The organism is Aeromonas bestiarum (genome assembly GCF_000819745.1).
In the GTDB taxonomy this organism is placed as follows: Bacteria; Pseudomonadota; Gammaproteobacteria; order Enterobacterales; family Aeromonadaceae; genus Aeromonas; species Aeromonas bestiarum.
This window is the reverse complement of the sequence record NZ_CDDA01000030.1, coordinates 1-17,070: the sequence shown is the minus strand read 5'-3', so window position 1 is coordinate 17,070 and position 17,070 is coordinate 1. Positions and strand designations below refer to the sequence as shown.

18 protein-coding genes are annotated in these 17,070 nt (G+C 62.3%); 4 read left to right on the top strand and 14 right to left on the bottom strand.

Annotated features, from left to right (window positions below; translation table 11 throughout):
- Positions 1 to 77 precede the first annotated feature (77 nt).
- Positions 78 to 491 (top strand): hypothetical protein, encoded by a 414-nt coding sequence (locus tag BN1118_RS15175; RefSeq protein ID WP_043556915.1) that lies wholly within the window; start codon positions 78 to 80, stop codon positions 489 to 491.
- Between the two features lie 129 nt (positions 492 to 620).
- Here BN1118_RS15175 and BN1118_RS15170 read toward each other — a convergent pair whose 3' ends face one another.
- Together BN1118_RS15170 and dbpA are read right to left on the bottom strand one after the other, a co-directional pair.
- On the bottom strand, positions 621 to 911 hold the full coding sequence (locus tag BN1118_RS15170; RefSeq protein WP_043556914.1) for a YkgJ family cysteine cluster protein: 291 nt from the start codon (positions 909 to 911) through the stop codon (positions 621 to 623).
- 114 nt (positions 912 to 1,025) lie between these two features.
- Positions 1,026 to 2,405 carry an ATP-dependent RNA helicase DbpA gene (gene dbpA, locus BN1118_RS15165; protein ID WP_043140516.1) on the bottom strand — a complete coding sequence of 460 codons (1,380 nt, stop codon included), beginning with the start codon at positions 2,403 to 2,405 and terminating at the stop codon, positions 1,026 to 1,028.
- A gap of 563 nt (positions 2,406 to 2,968) precedes the next feature.
- Here dbpA and BN1118_RS15160 point away from each other — a divergent pair.
- Positions 2,969 to 4,174, top strand: a complete 1,206-nt coding sequence (locus tag BN1118_RS15160) for a NupC/NupG family nucleoside CNT transporter (RefSeq protein WP_043140518.1) — start codon at positions 2,969 to 2,971, stop codon at positions 4,172 to 4,174.
- Between the two features lie 113 nt (positions 4,175 to 4,287).
- On the opposite strand, the gene BN1118_RS15155 is transcribed toward BN1118_RS15160, so the two are convergent.
- From BN1118_RS15155 to BN1118_RS15140, 4 genes are all read right to left on the bottom strand, one after another.
- Complete coding sequence (locus tag BN1118_RS15155) at positions 4,288 to 4,788, bottom strand: metal-dependent hydrolase (RefSeq protein WP_043556913.1); 501 nt, start codon at positions 4,786 to 4,788, stop codon at positions 4,288 to 4,290.
- Between the two features lie 91 nt (positions 4,789 to 4,879).
- Entirely contained in the window at positions 4,880 to 5,437 is a 558-nt protein-coding gene (locus BN1118_RS15150) for a cytochrome b/b6 domain-containing protein (protein WP_043556912.1), read from the bottom strand.
- Positions 5,438 to 5,485: 48 nt separating this feature from the next.
- Positions 5,486 to 5,755, bottom strand: a complete 270-nt coding sequence (locus BN1118_RS15145) for a PepSY domain-containing protein (RefSeq protein WP_043556911.1) — start codon at positions 5,753 to 5,755, stop codon at positions 5,486 to 5,488.
- A 119-nt stretch (positions 5,756 to 5,874) separates the two neighbouring features.
- Entirely contained in the window at positions 5,875 to 6,327 is a 453-nt protein-coding gene (locus BN1118_RS15140; RefSeq protein ID WP_042868879.1) for a YaiI/YqxD family protein, read from the bottom strand.
- 104 nt (positions 6,328 to 6,431) lie between these two features.
- Here BN1118_RS15140 and zntB point away from each other — a divergent pair, with 104 nt between their 5' ends.
- Together zntB and BN1118_RS15130 are read left to right on the top strand one after the other, a co-directional pair.
- The gene (zntB, locus tag BN1118_RS15135) at positions 6,432 to 7,424 is read left to right on the top strand and encodes a zinc transporter ZntB (RefSeq protein WP_043556910.1); all 993 of its coding nucleotides are present in this window, start codon (positions 6,432 to 6,434) and stop codon (positions 7,422 to 7,424) included.
- A 9-nt stretch (positions 7,425 to 7,433) separates the two neighbouring features.
- On the top strand, positions 7,434 to 7,952 hold the full coding sequence (locus BN1118_RS15130) for a mechanosensitive ion channel domain-containing protein (RefSeq protein ID WP_042868883.1): 519 nt from the start codon (positions 7,434 to 7,436) through the stop codon (positions 7,950 to 7,952).
- Between the two features lie 42 nt (positions 7,953 to 7,994).
- Here the strand turns inward: BN1118_RS15130 and BN1118_RS15125 are convergent, their stop codons facing one another.
- The 8 genes from BN1118_RS15125 to BN1118_RS15090 all read right to left on the bottom strand — a co-directional run bounded on the left by BN1118_RS15125 (position 7,995) and on the right by BN1118_RS15090 (position 16,725).
- Positions 7,995 to 8,243: a hypothetical protein gene (locus BN1118_RS15125; RefSeq protein ID WP_043140531.1), complete on the bottom strand. Its 249-nt coding sequence runs from the start codon at positions 8,241 to 8,243 to the stop codon at positions 7,995 to 7,997.
- A 64-nt stretch (positions 8,244 to 8,307) separates the two neighbouring features.
- Positions 8,308 to 8,892, bottom strand: coding sequence for a DNA-J related domain-containing protein (locus BN1118_RS15120; RefSeq protein ID WP_043556909.1), 585 nt, complete (start codon positions 8,890 to 8,892; stop codon positions 8,308 to 8,310).
- A complete protein-coding gene (locus BN1118_RS15115; RefSeq protein WP_043556908.1) occupies positions 8,889 to 10,676 on the bottom strand; it encodes a cation:proton antiporter in 1,788 nt (595 codons plus the stop codon). The genes BN1118_RS15120 and BN1118_RS15115 overlap by 4 nt, the downstream gene beginning before the upstream one ends.
- 177 nt (positions 10,677 to 10,853) lie before the next feature.
- A complete protein-coding gene (locus tag BN1118_RS15110) occupies positions 10,854 to 11,375 on the bottom strand; it encodes an MltR family transcriptional regulator (RefSeq protein ID WP_042868891.1) in 522 nt (173 codons plus the stop codon).
- A gap of 127 nt (positions 11,376 to 11,502) precedes the next feature.
- The gene (locus tag BN1118_RS15105) at positions 11,503 to 12,648 is read right to left on the bottom strand and encodes a mannitol-1-phosphate 5-dehydrogenase (protein WP_042868893.1); all 1,146 of its coding nucleotides are present in this window, start codon (positions 12,646 to 12,648) and stop codon (positions 11,503 to 11,505) included.
- A gap of 37 nt (positions 12,649 to 12,685) precedes the next feature.
- On the bottom strand, positions 12,686 to 14,608 hold the full coding sequence (locus tag BN1118_RS15100) for a PTS mannitol transporter subunit IICBA (RefSeq protein ID WP_043556907.1): 1,923 nt from the start codon (positions 14,606 to 14,608) through the stop codon (positions 12,686 to 12,688).
- A 455-nt stretch (positions 14,609 to 15,063) separates the two neighbouring features.
- Complete coding sequence (locus tag BN1118_RS15095; protein ID WP_043556906.1) at positions 15,064 to 16,110, bottom strand: heparan-alpha-glucosaminide N-acetyltransferase domain-containing protein; 1,047 nt, start codon at positions 16,108 to 16,110, stop codon at positions 15,064 to 15,066.
- A gap of 21 nt (positions 16,111 to 16,131) precedes the next feature.
- Complete coding sequence (locus BN1118_RS15090) at positions 16,132 to 16,725, bottom strand: TetR/AcrR family transcriptional regulator (RefSeq protein ID WP_043556905.1); 594 nt, start codon at positions 16,723 to 16,725, stop codon at positions 16,132 to 16,134.
- Between the last annotated feature and the right edge of the window lie 345 nt (positions 16,726 to 17,070).

Sequence of the window (17,070 nt, the reverse complement as noted above, 5' to 3'; positions counted from 1 at the left end):
TGTAGATAAATCCTTACCTTGTTGCAACATGCCACCGTTTTGGTGCAGTGGGAAAGGATCCAAGGAAGGAGACTGGCGTGAAGTTGCAACCACACGGCCATTTTGAGATGCAGCGGCGAGGACAGGTGCTGATCTGTCAGCCGAGCGGCCCCTTCAACCTGGCGGGGGCCATGGCCTATGAGGCCGCCTTCAGTCGGCAGATAGCGGAATTGCGCGATGCACCCTGGGGGATCGTCGAGGTAGCGACCGAGTTTGAGGCGGCAGGGCCCGAGGTGCTTGCCCGCTTTCGTCGCCAGTTCGGCTGGTGCGCCGTCAATGGCTGCGCCTTCCTGGCGGTGGTGCTGGCAGGGAGCTTCAAGCAATACCTGGCCGATCAGATCTTCAGCGAGCTGCCATTTCAGGCGATCCGCTACTTCGAGCAGACCGACGAGGCACTGTGCTGGCTGGAGCAGCGGCTGGCCGCCGATCCGGTTCCGCTCACTCCTGCGTGATAAACCATGTGTCCCGCTCGTCGATGCAGTCGGGTTCACCCATCTCGAACTCGCGGCAGATGAGGGGGCGCACCTCATGGATGCGGCACATCATAGAGGAGCGATCCAGCACCGCTTGCTATCCCTTGGTCAACTCAGCTTGATAAACCATTTGTCCCGTTCATCGATGCAGTCGGGTTCACCCATTTCGAACTCGCGACAGATTAAAGGGCGTACCTCGTAGATGCGGCACATCATGGTGTTGCGATCCAGCGCTGCACACCAGCCATCTTCCAGCCGGTGCATCACGGGCACCTGCCCCTCTATCTCGTCCACGTAGCGATCCGGCACGCCGGTATCGGTAAACAGCATGACTTCGAGGCGGCAGCAGCAGGCTTCGCAGTTCTGGCAGCTGACCTCGGCTTGGGGTTGTTTGTTCATCTCTGTTGTCCGTGCCATGGGATGGCACATTCCTGATAAAAAACAGGCGCCTGCAAGAGGCGCCCGTGCTGTGGTCAGTGACGAGTCGGGCAGAGGTGCCGCCCGGCATCCTCTTTAACCCAGTTTGCGGGCGCGGTAGGTGCGCCCCTTGATCTTGCCTTCCTGCAACCGCTTGAGGGCGGCGCTCGCCACGCTGCGCTTCACCGCCACGTAGGAGTACTGCTCGGAGATCTGGATCTTGCCAACATCGGCCCCGGCAATGCCGCCTTCGCCGGTCAGGGCGCCCAGGATGTCACCGGCCCGTACCTTGGTCTTGCGGCCTGCATCGATGGAGAGGGTGGCCATCAGCGGCGCGATCGGTTTGATCTCGCGGCCAATCTCGGCCAGATCCCCTTGCGGGATGGGAGCCTGCTGGTACTCCTCGATAAAGTTGACGCGCTGGGCCTCATTCGGCTGATACAGGCTCAGGGCCAGACCCTGCTGGCCGGCGCGACCGGTACGACCGATGCGATGCACATGCACCTCGGGGTCATAGGTCAGCTCGAAGTTGATGACGGCGCCCAGCTCCTTGATGTCCAGACCACGGGCGGCCACGTCGGTGGCGACCAGTATGGTGGCGCTGCCGTTGGCAAAACGCACCAGCACCTGATCCCGCTCGCGCTGCTCCAGGTCGCCGTTCAGCGCCAGCGCCGAGAAGCCCTTGGCAGCCAGGTGGTCGGCCACATCGTTGCAGGCGCGCTTGGTGTTGCAGAACACCACGCAGGAGCTCGGCTGGTAGTGGCTCAGCAGCCAGGTGAGGGCGTCGAGGCGCTGGCCGGCCGGCACTTCATACAGCTTCTGTTCGATGGCGCTGCCTTCGTGCAGTGACTCCACACTCACCTCGACCGGGTTGCGCTGCACACCGCGGCTCATCTGGGCTATGCCCTCCGGATAGGTGGCGGAGAAGAGCAGGGTCTGGCGGCGCTCGGGCGCATGGCTGATGACTTTATTGATGTCTTCGCCAAAGCCCATGTCCAGCATGCGATCCGCTTCGTCCAGCACCAGCGTCTCCAGGCTGGACAGCTCCAGGGTGCCCTGTTCCAGGTGCTTGAGAATACGGCCAGGGGTGCCGACGGCGATGTGGGCACCGAAGCCCAGGGTGGCGGACTGAGGTGCGGTCGGGGTGCCACCACACAGGGTCACCAGCTTGACGTTCGGCAGGGCGCGGGCCAGACGACGGATCTCCTGGGCGACCTGATCTGCCAGTTCGCGAGTCGGGCAGAGCACCAGCGCCTGCACGTCGACACGGTTGACGTTGAGCCGGGAGAGCAGACCCAGAGCGAAGGCGGCCGTCTTGCCGCTGCCGGTTTTTGCCTTGGCGATCAGATCTTTGCCATCGAGCACCAGGGGCAGGCTCTGGGCCTGGATCGGGGTCATCTGCAGATAACCCAGACTGGCGAGGTTCTCGAGCAGGGCGGGGGAGAGGTTGAGGCTGCTAAATTCGCTGTTGTTCACAAAAGGACTCTATTTCGGAGAAAACGGGGATGCGCTAACGCTAAGGCCGCGCATTGTACCAGAATGCGGCCTCGGGTGTGGCGGATTTTTGAACGCCTGAGCAAAGGAGCCTGGTGAGGCGCGTGCAGGAAAAAGCGGGCACTTTCCCGCTTGTGTGCACGGAACAGAATGCAAAACAGCGTCAAAAATAGTGCGACTAAGCCGGCGTCGTTCATCGCAAATAAGATAAACGTTTGTCACTCTGGTTTGATTAAATATTTTTGTCTCAAATTTAACCTGACAGCTACGACGGGGCGGCCAGCGTTTTAAGCAGATGTTGATATTGTGTTGTGGCGGCTGTTTCTGATTGAGGTGTTTATTTGTAACTGGCTGTTTATTATCTATTTTTATATTTATTGAACAATGATTAGATGGCGCGGTGAGCGTTTAATTAATTTAAAAACGTTTGTATTATCCAACATGCATATTTTTACCGCAGATTGTGATGGCTATCTGATTTTTAAATATGCAAATGTCTATGATGGCGCCGGTCAAAAATAACAATTCACTCAGGTGCTACTGGTATGGAATACGTTCACTTTGTGCTCGGACTCGTGATGGTCCTCGCTCTCGCTTTGCTGGCTAACCGCCACAACTGGAAACAGATCAAACTGCGCTATATCGGCCAACTGCTGGTGGTCGAACTGGCGCTGGCCTGGTTCATGCTGAACTCAGAAGTGGGTCTGGCGGTGGTGGGTGGCTTCGCAGCCGGCTTCACCAAGTTGATGGAGTTTGCCAAACAGGGTACCGACTTCGTGTTCGGTGGCCTGGTCAACGAAGGGGCCTTCTCCTTCTTCCTGATGGTGTTGATGCCCATCGTCTTCATCTCTGTGCTGATCGGTATTCTGCAGTACATCCGTCTGCTGCCCATCGTCATTCGTGGCATAGGTACAGTGCTGGCCAAGATCAACGGTATGGGCAAGCTGGAATCCTTCAACGCCATCAGCTCCATGATCGTCGGCCAGTCCGAGAACTTCATCGCGCTCAAGAACACGCTGCCGCACCTGAACGAAAAGCAGATGTACACCCTGGCGGCGACCGCCATGTCCACCGTCTCCATGTCCATCGTCGGTGCCTACATGCAGCTGATCGAGCCGCGTTACGTGGTGGCCGCGCTGGTGCTCAACATGTTCAGCACCTTCATTGTGCTGTCCCTGATCAACCCGTATGAGCCGGACAACTCTGTCACCGACCTGAAAGCCATCGCCGAGGGCGACGAGCACCACACCCCGAAGAAAGAGAACTTCTTCGAGATGCTGGGCGAGTACATCATGGCCGGTTTCTCCGTTGCCGTTATCGTGGCTGCCATGCTGGTGGGCTTCATCGCCCTGATCGCCCTGGTCAACTACCTGTTCGAGCTGGCGTTTGGCGTCAACTTCCAGTACGTCATGGGCTACCTCTTCTACCCGATCGCCTGGATCCTGGGCATCCCGGGTGGTGAGGCCCTGCAAGCCGGCTCCATCATGGCGACCAAGCTGGTGACCAACGAGTTCGTGGCCATGATGGACTTGGGCAAGATTGCAGCCGAGCTCTCCCCGCGCACCGTCGGCATCCTCTCCATCTTCATGGTGTCGTTCGCCAACTTCAGCTCCATCGGCATCATCGCCGGTGCGGTAAAAGCACTGAACGAAGAGAAGGGCAACATGGTCTCCCGCTTCGGTCTGAAGCTGGTGTACGGTTCTACCCTGGTGAGCCTGCTCTCCGCCGTGATTGCCGGTGTGATGCTGTAACTCATCCATCCGCTCTCACCATGACAAACCCCTGCCTCGGCAGGGGTTTGTTTTTTTCAGGGGGAGCAAAAGAGCCTCCAGCTGATCCGCAGCGGTGGCGGGTCTGGGCCCGCTCAACCGGCCCAGTGGTTCCAGTAACCGGCGGCCAGCAGGGTGAGGGTGCAAAAGCCGGTCTCGACGGCCCCGCCGCTCTTGAGCGGCCAGCCCGGCAGCCGGTAGCGCCGCTTGAGGGGCCAGAACAGCGGTATGCCGGCGGGGGTGAGCCAGTCCCCCAGCAGGTGGCTGAGGTAGCCGATGATGAGCGCATCCTTGACCCCGGCGGGCAGCAGTTCGGGCGCCAGGCTTTGATCCAGCCCCCATACGGCCACGGCCACCGCCAGCAGGCTGTGGGTGAAGCCGCGATGACCGAACAGCCGTGACAATGGCTTGGAGATCCAGGGCAGCCGCTGACCCAGCACGGATTTGGGGTGGTCGAGATCCGGCAGCAGGGCGCTGGCCAGTGCGGCGGGTATGGTCTGCCACAGACTGGCATCGGCCAGGGCCGGCGTGAGCTGGAACTTGTGGGCGAGCAGGGTGCAGGTGACGGAAAACAGCAGGTGCCCTTGGGCTGTCATGGTGGCTACGGCATGGAGAAATGGCGGCGCATCTTACCAGTGTCGCGGGCCATTGCAGCAAAAAACCGGGGCCAGCGGGCCGGCCCGGTCATTAACTGCGCGGATCTTCCACCTTGGCATCGGCGGGCACCCGTTTTTTGCCCAGCACCATGGCGCGCAGCAGATCGCTGCGGGTGAGGCGGTCGGTCAGGATCACCACGGCGGCATGGACACCGACGGCGGCCATCAGGGTGTTGGCGACGACCCCGTGCAGCTCTTCCATCCACTCTTCACCCCAGAAGGCATCCCAGGTGGTGAACCAGCCGGTGGCCAGGGTGCCGACCAGCGATAGCAGCAACAGCCAGATCATCAGGGCGCCGAGCGGGTTGTGGCCGAGATAATAGGGGTGGCGGCCCTGCGCCAGCTGGCGCAGGTAGTAACGAATACGGGCCGACGTCGGCCACCACTGGCCGAAGCGGGCGTAATGGGGGCCGACCAGTCCCCACAGCAGCCGGATCAGCAGCAGGGCTGCCAGGGTATAGCCGACGTATCTGTGGTTCTTGCTGCCCTCTTCCAGTACGAAGAAGTTGAGCAGGCAGAGGATCACGGTCGCCCAGTGAAACACCCGGATGAGGGGATCCCAGACTTTCACTTCAGACGGGGTTGTCATGGCAAGGCTCCATCAAGGGGGCCAGCGACAGACCGGCCCATGGCTGGGTTATTCGTCTATCTCTTCTTTCACTTTCTTCAGATCGGTCGGGTCGAAGTAGATCTCGACCTTGCGCTTCTCCTTGTCCCAACCGTAGATCTCGTAGCAGTGGGTCTTGGTCACCTTGAACTTCTTGATGTCGTAGCCCATCGCCTTGATCTGCTGCTGGGCATCCGCCTCGCTTAGCCATTGGCTCTTGTCGGTCTGGGTACACTGGGGATCGGCCAGAACGGCACCGCTGAACAGGGGGATCAGTAACAACAGAGGGGTCAGTTTCATGTGTGCTCCTTGCGGGTGAGTGTGAAACAGCCACAAGGTTAGGGCACCAAACTTAAGGAAAAATTAAGCACAAGGAGGTAGGAATGAATATCCCCGGCTGGATGCCGGGGATGCCGCAATCAGCTCAGCTTGCCCTTGAGCAGCCACTTGTCGAGGGCGTTGGCGAAGCGCTGCTTGTCGGCGGCGTTGAATGGCGCCGGGCCGCCGGTCTGCACCCCGGCCGAGCGCAGCTCCTCCATGAAGTTGCGCATGCCGAGCCGCGCCTGGATGGTCTCGCGGGTGTAGATCTCGCCGCGGGGGTTTAGCGCCTCGCCACCGGCATCTATGACCCAGGAGGCGAGCGGTATGTCGCCGGTGATCACCAGATCCCCCGGCGTGACCTGCTGGGCGATGACATGATCCGCCACATCGAATCCCTTCTCCACCTGCTGGGTCTTGATGAAGGGAGAGGGGGGTACGCGCAGCCCCTGATTGGCCACTAGCGTGGTGACGACCTGGGCGCGGTGGGCGGCGCGGTAGAGGATCTCCTTGACCGGGAGGGGGCAGGCATCGGCATCGACCCAGATGGGCATGGCATGGCTTCCTGTGTCTGAAATGAGGCCGCATCTTAACATGGCCAGCGCGGGCCGGCTGCCCCGGGGCTGAGTCAGGCCCGGCTTTCGTGTAAGCTGGGCCGATGAATCGGAACGAGAAGGACGAGCAGATGGATCGGGTGCCCAGTGACGTGATTTATGGCCTGACCCTGGATGGCAAGGGCGGCATGCAGCCGCTGGCGGCGGGGAGCGAGATACCGGGGGATAAACCCGGCTGGTTGCATCTGGATTACGGCAATCCGGAAGCGGCCCGCTGGCTGCTGCAGACCCCGCTGCTCAATGACGCGGCCAAGGAGTCCCTGCTCGGCCAGAGCAACAGGCCCAAGCTGGTGCGGATGGGGGAAACCGTGCTGCTGATCCTGCGTGGCATCAACCACAACAAGGATCACAGGCCCGAAGAGATGGTGGCGCTGCGCATCTACATCACCCCGGATCTCATCATCAGCAGCCGTCGTCGCGCCTTGTTGTCGGAACAGGACGTGTATGGCCAGCTGAAACTGGGGGGCGGTGCCGATACCCCGGCTGACTGGCTGGTGGAGATCTGTGACGCCCTGACCGACAGGGCGGGAGAGTTTGTCGAGGAGTTGCACGATAAGATCCTGGATCTGGAGGAGATGGTGCTGATGCGCGACCTGCCCGCCAACGGCAGGCTGGCGCTGATCCGCAAGCAGCTCATCATGATCCGCCGCTACCTCTCCCCCCAGCGGGATCTGGTGGCTCGGCTCGCCAACGAGAAGATCAGCTGGCTGGACGAGGATGACAGGCGCCGCCTGCTCGATATCGCCGACCGGTTGCGGCGCTGGCTGGATGATCTGGATGCCGGGGTGGCGCGCACCGCCGTGCTGGCGGACGAGATCAACAACCTGATGGCGGAGGCGACCAATCGCCGGGCCTACCAGATGTCGGTGATGGCGCTGCTGTTTCTGCCCGCCAGCTTCCTGACCGGTCTGTTTGGCATCAACCTGGGGGGGATCCCGGGGGCCGAGAGCCCGACCGCCTTCTGGGTCTTCTGCGGCTCCCTGGTGGCACTGGCCACCGGGCTGGCCGTCTGGCTCAAACACAGACGCTGGTGGTAAGGAGTCGTCATGACCATGTGGCAATCTTTTGGCGTGACCCTGCTGCTGTTGCTGGGCCACACCCTGATCCGCAGCCTCATTCACAAGAGTCTGCTGGCGCTGGCCCAGAGCCGGCAGGTGAGCGAGAACCGGGTGCTCTACGTGGAGCACGTGTTCCACTTCCTGCTCGGCTGTGCCACCTTGCTGATCCTGGCCGGGGTGTGGGGGCTCGACTTCTCCCGGCTGGTGGTGCTCGCCTCCTCCTTCTTCGCCGTGCTGGGCGTCGCCATGGTGGCGCAGTGGTCGATCCTCTCCAACATCACCGCCAGCATCACCATCTTCTTCGCCTTCCCCTACAAGATTGGCGACCGGATCCGCATCCTCGACAAGGATGATTCCGTCACCGGCGTCATTACCGAGATAGGTCTGTTCTACCTGAGGGTGCGCGATGACAACGGCGATCTGGTCACCTATCCGGCCAACCTGATCCTGCAAAAACCGGTCAGGCGGTTGGAGGGCAAGGGGGCGGAACCGTTGCAACCTGAATGAGAAAAGGCTCCATCGGGAGCCTTTCTTGATCCTGAATGCCACTCAGCGTTCGAAGAAGCGGTAGAGATGCTCGATTTGGATCGGGCAGTCCGCCACCAGATGCACGTGCTGGCGGGCCTCCTCGATCGAGCCGAAATAGCGGGGGCAACCTAGGGTGTCTGTCAGCTCGTACAATCTGCCATCCTGACCCCTGAACTCCACGATCCAGCCCGGCAGTATGGCATCCTGCAGGATCTCGGCTTCCTTGAAGGCTTGCTGTTGGTAGAGCAGGCGAAGTTCACTGACTGTCATGACGTCCTCCTGTGACTCTTGGCGCCTCTTCAAGTCTAGTGGCTGGGACTGGTGGCGGCCCGGCTCATTTGGCTGTGTTCAGGCACTCCCAGGCCCAGCGAATGCGGATGAAGGTCTCGGCATCGCCACCCCGATCCGGGTGGTGTTGCAGCGCCAGCTCCCGCCAGCGGCGGCGCACTGTCTCCTGGCTGGCATCGGCGGTCAGCTCGAACAGGGCCAGCGCCTCCGCCCTGTGCCCCGTTCCGTCATAAGCGAGCCAGAAACGGGTGAGCAGGGCCTCCACCTCCTCCCTGTCTGTCTGCCAGAACACCCGCCAGTCCAGGTAGTAACTGCGCAGCGGCTGGCCGAGGACCAGCCTCTGGCGAGTATCTGTTGCCCCGGCAAGGGGCTCTAGCCGGATATCCAGGGTGCTGATCACCAGCCACCAGCCCTCGTCATGGAGCTCGGCCTGCAGCTGGTAGAGGGCGTTCATGATGAGGAAGTTGACCCGAAACAGCTGCAGCTGCTCATCCTCCGCCAACGTCGGAACCGCCCCCTGCCGGCGCAGGGCGGCCAGCAGCTCGTGCACCTTGTAGCCGCCCCTGGCCTGTTGCAGCAGGACCAGCAGCGGTGCGAGCAGCGGATTGTGGTGGTGCGACGTCTCGCTCATGAGCTGGCTGTCTCCTTCGGCGGTTGCAGGGCGATCAGCAGCTCCCCCGCCAGCGGCGTGACAGGGCCTGTGACTATGCGGGGCCTGGCCTTGCTATCCAGCACGAACAGCGGGATGGCACCGGGATTGGCCGCCTGGTATTGCGCCCAGTCAAACGCCTCGCTCAGGCGGGTCGCCTTGATCTGGCCGCCCCGGCTCAGCAGGCCGCTCAGGCGGGCATAGTTGACCTCGGGACCGAACAGGTTCTGGCGGGCGCGGAAGGTGGCGCTCTCCCGGTTCGCCTTGCCGTGCTGTTCGCTGGAGCGCAGGGAGTAGACCTTCTCCTCCCCGTACAGATGAGCGAAGTGCAGCACGCCGAGGGCGTTGTTGTGACGGTTGGGGGAGAGCGCCAGCACTGTGCTGATGCTGGTGAGCGGCAGGTGCAGCTCGGCATGTTCGGACTGCGGATTGCCGAAGTAGCAGGGCAGGTTGCTCATGCGCGCCTGGCGGCAGAATTCCCAGGCCGGGTCGCAGAGCTGCACCGGCACCCCCTGCTCCGCCAGCGCCCGGCCTATGGCCCGCGCCACCGAGTTGGCCCCTATGATGAGCCAGGTGTTGGGTGCGCTCTGGCGCATCTTGAGCAGGCCCGCCAGCGGCGCCGAGGTGAGGCTTTGCAGCACCACTGTGGAGATGATCACCGCGAACACCAGGGGCACCAGCTTGTCTGCATCGGGAATATCGGCCTGATGCAGGCTGATGGCGAAGGAGGCGCTGACCGCCGCCGCTACTATGCCCCGCGGCGCTATCCAGCTGAGCAGGGCGCGGGCTCGCCAGGAGAGATCCGAGCCCCAGGTGGAGACCAGGATGCAGAGCGGGCGCGCCACGAACTGCACCACGCACAACAGCGCCAGCACCATGGGACCGAGCTGCCAGAGCTGGGCCAGATCGAGGCGGGCCGCCAGCAGGATGAACAGGGAGGAGATAAGGATGACGGCGAGATCCTCCTTGAAGGCCAGCACCTCTTCCAGATCCAGCCCCTCCTGATTGGCGAGCCAGATGCCGAACACGGTGACCGCCAACAGGCCGGATTCGTGGCTGAGCCAGTTGGAGAGGCTGAAGGTGACCAGTACCAGCGCCAGCACCCCGAACTTGTGCAGGCTGACCGGCAGCCAGTCCTTGCGAATAAGCAGTGTGGTAAGCCAGCCGGCGGCCACCCCGATGAAGGAGCCGACCCCCACCGTTTTTGCCAGTGCCAGCAGGGTGTGGCCGATGAGATCCCCCTGGCTGCCGAGGCGCACCGCCTCGAACACCAGCACCGCAAACAGGGCACCGATGGGGTCTATGACTATCCCTTCCCAGCGCAGTATGCGGTCCACCTCCCGGGTGGGGCGGATCACGTTGAGCATGGGGGCGACCACGGTCGGCCCCGTCACCACCAGCACGGCACCGAGCACCATGGCGACCCGCCAGTCCAGCCCCAGCAGAAAGTAGCTGGCGCTGCCGATGACGGCGAAACTGGCCAGCATGCCCACCGAGCAGAGGTTGCGCACCACCTTGCCTATTCCCTTGAGTTCGGCCAGATGCAGGGTCAGGGCCCCTTCAAACAGAATGATGGCCACCGAGAGGGAAACCAGCGGAAACAGCAGGTCGCCGAGCAGGGCATCGGGGTCGAGCAGGCCGCTGACCGGGCCCAGGGTCAAGCCGGTGAGCAGCAAAAACAGGATGGCGGGTACTCGCAGCGACCAGGCGAGCCACTGGGCCAGCACTGAGACCAGGGCGATCCCGGCCAGGGAGAGAGCAGTCATGCAGACCTCGATTCAGCTAATGGACTAGGGGGAAGTGTAGCGGGGAAGATGGCCAGATTGACACCCTGCGGCGGCGCGAGCAAGGGCGGCGGGGATAAGCGCGACAGCCGGCGTCATGGCCGTCGGGAAGAAGGGGGTGGGCAAGGGGAGGCTGCTGACCTGACGTCACCAGCCGGATTAGATGGGGCTCTCTTTGTGGAGATCGGTGACGCAGTCGGCCACCGCCAGCACCAGCGCCGAGCGCACCACCTGATCGAGCCGGTTGAGCTGCATCTGGTAGAAGGGCCAGTCCTCCTCGTTGGCCGGGGGATCCTGCGGCATCATGCTGCCCTGGTTGAGACCGTGCAGACGATTCAGCAGATCGCGGATCGGCTTGTCGCTGAAGCGGTAATCCTTGGGATCGCGCACCAGAAAGTCGCGGATCTTCAGGTAGGCTTCCAGATCCTGATAGCGCTCGAGGGAGATGAGACCGAGGGCGAAGATGAGTTTGAGGCGCACCTCCAGCTGGCCGAGGGGGCCGCTCTGGTTGAGCAGGGGTTCGATGGCGTATTTGACGGCATACTCCTCCTGGCGGAACGCGCGCCGCATCAGGGAGTCGACCGCCTCTTCCAGGATGGTCACGACTTCGAGAAAGAAGCCGCGGGGGCCATCCTGCTCGTTCAGTCGTTCCAGTACTTCATCTTCCTGGTGTGTGGTCATAGGTGCTTAGGGTCCAGCTGACTGGGAGAGAGAGTGCCTCTCTCCCGGTTTTTATCATATGGGGCAAATTTCCATGCCATTCAACCGGTTGAGGCGGCTGTCCGGCGATGAGTATGCCCCATCAGGGTCACTTCAAGCTGTCGTAACGGGCGACGATGGCACGCACGATCTCGCTCTCTTCATCCAGTCCGGTGACGCGTGCCAGCGCTTTGGCCGGGCCAAGATCCGCCAGCAGGCTCTGCAGCTCCACCGCCTGGGGGTCATCGGCGTTGCAATAGTGCAGCGCCGCGGCGATCCCCTCCTGCAACTGTTCGCTGGGCAGGCCGTACTCCAGGGTGCCGAGCAGCGGCTTCACCAGCCGGTCTCCCGCCGCCAGCTTGCGCAGCGGCTGACGACCGACCCGGTCAATCTCGTCCACCAGATAGGGGTTGGCGAAGCGAGAGAGGATCTTCTCGATATAGGCGGCGTGCAGACGGGGATCGAAGCCGTAGCGCTTCACCAGCACGGCTCCGCTCTCCTCCATGGCGCGGCGCACCTTGCTGCGGATAACAGGATCTTCAATCGCCTCGCGTATGGTGCGATAGCCCCGCAGCTTGCCGAGGTAGGCGGTGACTATGTGGCCGGTGTTGAGGGTGAACAGCTTGCGCTCGACGAAGGCCATCAGGTTGTCGGTGGGCTCCATGCCCGCCACCTGGGGCAGTTCGCCCTTGAACTGGGTCTGATCGACGATCCACTCGCTGAAGCTCTCCACCGTCACTTCCAGCGGATCGTCGTTGGCCGCCGCCGGTGGCACTATGCGATCCACCGCCGAGTCGACGAAGCCAACGCAGGATTCGAGCGTGGCATGATACGCGACCGGCAGGTACTTGAGTACCTCCTGCTTGAGGTGGCTGGTGCCGCGCACCATGTTCTCGCAGGCGATGACGTTGAGCGGGCTCAGGTTGCCGGCATCGAAGCGGGCCTGCAGCCCCTTGGCCAGGGTGCTGGCAATCTTGTCCAGGATATTGGGGCCGACCGCTGTGGTGACCAGATCGGCGGTGATGATGCGGGCGATCACCTCGTGACCGGCGGAGCTGACCGCCGCCACGTTGCGCACCACGTCCAGCTTCTGATCCGCCCCCACCACGTGCACCTTGTACTCCTGACGGTGGTTGAGCTGATCGATCAGGGTCTCGTTTACGTCGGCGAAGGTGACCTGATGGCTGGCGTCCGCCAGCAGTTTTCCGATGAAGCCACGACCTATATTGCCGGCACCAAAATGCAATGTTTTCATGATATTAACCTCTTGAACCAAAGACGATGAAGGACGATTACGCAGCCTGTTCGGCACCCAGCAGATCCAGAAACTCCTGGGGATCCTGGGTGCTGGCCAGCCGGTCGATGAGACCGGGTTCATCCAGTGCATTGGTCAGGCGGGTTATCACCTGCATGTGTTCGTCGTTGCGGGCGGCGATGCCGATCACCAGGCGTGCCACTTCATCGGCGCCATCGCCAAAGGCGACCCCTGCCGGATACTGGCAGATGACGATGCCGGTACGCTTCACGAACTCCTTGGCGGCTATGGTGCCGTGGGGCACGGCGATGGATTCGCCGAGGTAGGTGGAGACCAGCTGCTCGCGCTCCAGCATGGCGTTGACGTAGTCGGGCGCCACGTAGCCCCGCTCCGCCAGCAGCTTGCCGGCAGCGCGGATGGCGGCCTCCTTGTTGTCGGCCTTGAGCCCCAGGTGCACGTCCTGACGACTCAGGGTGAACACTTCGCTGGCTTGCGGCTCGTAGTGGTCGTCATTGGCCGCCACCAGCAGCTGCGGGTGGGCGATGTCATCGTTGGCGGCCTGGGTCAGGCTCTGCACCAGCTCCTGATAGAGGCCGTTGTCGAGGAAGTTGGTGAGCGAGATGTGGTGGGCATTCGGCGCATGGCGACGGGCCCGCTCGGTCAGATCCTTGTGGGTGATGACCCAGTCCACCTGATCGTCGAGCTGATCGATGGCGCGGTTGGTGACGCTGATGTCGAGCCCGGCGGCCTGCACCCGCTTGCGCAGCATGCCGGCGCCCATGGCGCTGGAACCCATGCCCGCATCGCAGGCAACCACGATATTGCGCACCGCCATCAGTTCACCGCCCGGCTTCTTGGCCGCCGCAGTTTCGGGTTTGGCACCCTTCATGGCTTTCATCTTGCGAGTGGCTTCACCCAGGGCATCGGCCTCGTCGGCTTCAGGCTGCTGGGCGCGCACGAACACGGCGGCGACCAGGAAGGAGACCAGGGTCGAGCAGATGATGGAGAGAGCAACCCCGATCAGGGAGGCTTTCGGCGTCATCAGGAGCACGGCGAAGATGGAGCCCGGCGAGGCGGGGGAGACCAGTCCTGCGTTGAACAGGGTCAGGGTGAAGACCCCTGTCATGCCGCCGGCGATCACCGCCAGTATGAGGCGCGGGTTCATCAGCACGTAGGGGAAGTAGATCTCGTGGATGCCACCGAAGAAGTGAATGATGGAGGCACCGGCGGCGGACTGCTTGGCGGCACCGCGACCGAACACCATGTAGGCCAGCAGCACGCCCATGCCCGGGCCTGGGTTCGCTTCGATCAGGAAGAAGATGGAGCGGCCATGCTCGGTCGCCTGCTGGATCCCCAGCGGCGAGAAGATGCCGTGGTTGATGGCGTTGTTGAGGAACAGGATCTTGGCCGGCTCGACGAAGATGGAGGTGAGCGGCAGCAGGTTGTTGTCCACCAGGAAGCCAACGCCACCGGCCAGTACGCCGGAGAGTACCTTGACGAAGGGACCGATCACGAAGAAGGCAAGGATCGCCAGCAGCATGCCGATGAGGCCGGCGGAGAAGTTGTTGACCAGCATCTCGAAGCCGCTTTTGACGCGTCCTTCCATCACCTTGTCGAAGCGCTTGATGGCCCAGCCACCCAGCGGGCCGACCATCATGGCACCCATGAACATGGGGATGTCGGTCCCTACTATGACGCCCATGGTGGTGATGGCACCGACCACGCCGCCCCGTTCACCGCCCATCAGCTTGCCGCCGGTATAGCCAATCAGCAGTGGCAGCAGGTAGGTGATCATGGGGCCGACCAGCTTGGCCAAGGTTTCGCTTGGCAGCCAGCCGGTGGGGATGAAGAGTGCGGTAATGAAGCCCCAGGCGATGAAGGCGCCTATGTTGGGCATGACCATATTGGACAGGAAGCGTCCAAAATTCTGTATCTTGACTTTGGTATCCGGTGATAACATGTCGGGACCCCGTTTTAAGCCTGTTTGATTAAAAGTGGTAGTCGGGATGACGGGTTTTGCCGAACCCCCATCCCAGTCGTCTAAGCAACTTCAATCTACCAGCTTGTGATCAAATTAGGCTGAAAACGGGGTGTCTTGTGACCCACCTCTCAAATACCCAGGCCACCCCCCTCCCTTCATGGTGACGTAGATCACATTCAGGCGCTGTAGTTTGGCTACATTTCGATCTTTCCTGCTAAGTACATAGATTTAATGTGAGCAAGATCACCTTATGTGGTTTGCGCAAACTAGCTGTCAATGTGATTTGGGTCACAAATACATTATTTGTATTCAAATGGGGCGATTTCAGTGACCCCAAATCAGCGAGTCAGGACGATGAGTCCTTCGCTTTATGTCATTAATCACCAATGAATCAATTATTTTGTAACCCACTTTCAGTTTTCCACTCAGCTCCTTCAGCCGCACAGCCGGCGCATCACCCCCTCCAAAAGGCCTCGATCGAAGTGCTTATTCCACAAGTTGGCAAACAGCAGTGCCGCCAGGGCGAAGAGGGCGGCGGCCAGCACCACCTCGGGCAGATCCTGCCCCTGCAGCCAGCCCAGCGCTTCCAGCACGCCCATGCCGATCATGATGTGGGCAATATAGAGGGTCAGCGTCTGCCGTCCGACCGGCAGCCAGACCCGCCACCAGCGCGCATGGGGCAGGGCACGGCCGAGCCAGAGACAGAGCGCGATCAGGGTGCTGGCCGCTCCCATGCCAAACAGCAGGTAGAGCGGGGCCGGAGGTATGGGCTGGGTCGCCAGCAGAGGCGCCAGCTCAGGCTGGGGAAACAGTGTCAGCAGCCAGAGCGACAGCCCCTTGGCCAGCCCCATGGCACCCACACCGCCGACCAGCAGCCAGCGCTGTACGGTTGCAGTCGCGAGGGTCTGGCGGCTCAACCAGAGGCCGTAGAGCAGAAAGCCCAGCCAGGGCACCACGGGGTGCCAGCCATTGAACAGCAGATTGCGGACGAAGCCGTGCAGGGTCCAGAACTCGGGATAGCTGAAGCTGTGCCACTGCCAGCCCTGATCGTAATTGAAGTGAAATAGCAGGCTGACGAAGCCCGCCGCCAGCAGGGGGATCAGGGCGAGCAGCCAGAGGGAGGGAAGCCGTAGACAGCAGGCCCCCAGCAGGAAGTAGATTGCGTAGTAGTGAATGATGTCGGCCGGAAACACCAGGTAGTTGAGCAGCCCCAGGATCAGCAGGAACAGAGCCCGCCTGGCTGTGTGGCGCATGGCTGCCGGCCAGCTCAGCTTGCGGGTCGACAGACCCAGGCCTATGCCTGCTAACACCACGAAGCTGGCGGCGGAGCGCCCCTCCAGCGCATCCAGCAGGGCTTTGAGCCAGTCAGGCCCGCCCGTCAGCACCCCCATGGCGATGCGAAAGTTCACCAGCACCATGCCGAGCAGGGCCAGGGCGCGGGCCAGATCCAGTCCTTCCAGTCGATTGAGCGGGGAGGTCATGATGGCGACTCCTTGGGGGGATCAGCTGGCCGGGCCCAGCAGCAAGTCCAGCAGCTGGGGCAGTCGTTGTTCGACCGGCGCCTGCTCCGGGTGCAGGGCCAGGGCGTGGCGCAGGGCCTGCCCCTCCAGTGCATCCAGCAGCAGCTGGGCCGTGAGATCCGGCACCAGGCGGGCAGCCAGCTCCCCCGCCTGCTGGCCACGGCGCACCGCAGCAGCCAGGGCATCACACAGCTGGCGCTGGTTGCTGGCAAAGGTGGCCGCCATCTCGGGGTGGCGGGTCAGCTCGGCCAGGATCTCGGTACCGAGCAGCAGGTTCTCCGGGGTCAGCGACCAGGCCAGGTAGCCGGCGGCGAAGCGGTCCAGCGCCGCGCGGGCCGGTCCCCGGGTCAGCTCATCCAGCAGGGGTTGCAGCTCGGCCGCCTCCAGCGAGGCGATCAGGGCGATCAGCTCCTCCTTGCGGGCGAAGTGGTTGTAGAGGTTGCCCAGACTCACCCCGGCGGCGGCGGCTATGTCGCGCATCCCGGTCTGGTGGAAGCCCCGCTCGATGAAGCAGCCGAGGGCGGCCTGGATGATCTGCTCCCGCCGCTGCTCCAGGCGGTTGTGATTGATGGACATGGCCGGTTTCCCCTCTGCTGGTCCAAGTCTTATGAGCGAACGTTCGTTCATTTGTGGTATTCACCTTATCCCCGGTGTGAAAAATAAGCAAGCCACAGGTGGCCAAGGGGACGCACCTTCTCGGTCGGCAGGCTCAGGGGCAAGCCATGCCTCCGCCGAGCCGCCCTTACCCCAGCCTTCAAGCCGGTCAGCGCCGTGACTGGGAGGATGAGCGCTACTCTGGCCATCGCCTCATAGGGCCGCCTGCTCAGCACTCACCTGCTGGCTCAAGGGACCATGGAGAGGGCTGGTTGCGGGCGGGTGTGCTGGCTGTGAACAATGGCCATAAAAAAAGGCTATGTCCCA